This window comes from Polaromonas sp. P1_E1_2, assembly GCF_056406035.1.
This window is the reverse complement of sequence record NZ_JBFUAZ010000917.1, coordinates 1-1,082: the sequence shown is the minus strand read 5'-3', so window position 1 is coordinate 1,082 and position 1,082 is coordinate 1. Positions and strand designations below refer to the sequence as shown.

The 1,082-nt window shown below is 59.6% G+C and carries 1 protein-coding gene; it reads left to right on the top strand.

Features of this window, described 5'->3' with window-relative positions:
* A partial coding sequence (locus AC1D1P_RS24075) for a cryptochrome/photolyase family protein (protein WP_477674753.1) occupies positions 1-1,067 on the top strand: 1,067 nt, incomplete at its 5' end.
* Positions 1,068-1,082 lie beyond the last annotated feature (15 nt).

The following is a 1,082-nucleotide window of genomic DNA, read 5'->3' as shown; positions in this document are numbered from 1 at the left end:
GCTTCAAGGACCACGTTATTTTTGAGCGCCAGGAGGTGCTGACCTTGGCGGGCAAGCCTTACACCGTGTTCACGCCTTACAAAAATGCCTGGCTGAAGAAGGTGGACGATTTTTACCTCAAAGCTTATCCCGTCGAAAAGTACGGTACGGCCTTGGCACCGGTATCGGCAAGCAGGCGCCCTGTCCCATCGCTGGGCGAGTTGGGGTTTCAGGCCAGCAACCTGTCGGCACTGAAAATCCCCACGGGCAGTGAAGGCGGTGCCCGGCTTTTGGGGGATTTCGTTGGCCGCATGGCGCAGTACAAGGAGGTGCGGGACTTCCCTGCCGTCAAGGGCCCGAGTTACCTGGGTGTGCACCTTCGGTTCGGCACGGTGTCGATACGGCACATGGCTGCGTTGGCTTTGAACGCTGCAAATCGAGGGAATGAAGGTGCCGCCACCTGGCTCAGCGAATTGATCTGGCGTGATTTTTATGCGCAGATCCTTGCCAATTTTCCGCACGCCGTCGGGAGCGCGTTCAAGCCGGCCTATGACGCGATACAGTGGGAGAGCGGGGACAAAGCCCAAGTGTTTTTCCAGGCCTGGTGCGAAGGCCGGACGGGCTACCCGCTGGTGGACGCGGCAATGGCCCAGATTAATCAGACGGGCTATATGCACAACCGCCTGCGCATGGTGACTGCCAGTTTTCTGGTGAAAGACCTCGGCATCGACTGGCGTTGGGGCGAACGCTACTTTGCCGAAAAGCTCAACGACTTTGACCTGTCAGCCAACAACGGGGGCTGGCAGTGGGCGGCAAGCACGGGTTGTGACGCGCAGCCTTATTTCCGCATCTTCAACCCGGTCAGCCAGAGCGAGAGGTTCGACTCTGACGGGAAATTTATCCGCAAATACCTCCCAGTGCTGGCACAGCTGCCAGACAAGGCGCTACACAGCCCCTGGCTTGCGAAACCGCTGGAGCTGGCCGCCGCGGGCGTGGTGTTGGGCCAAAACTACCCGATGCCCATCGTGCAGCACGACGAAGCGCGGGCGCTGACCCTGCAGCGCTATGCGGTCGTAAAAAAGGCCTGAGAGAAACTCTCAGGC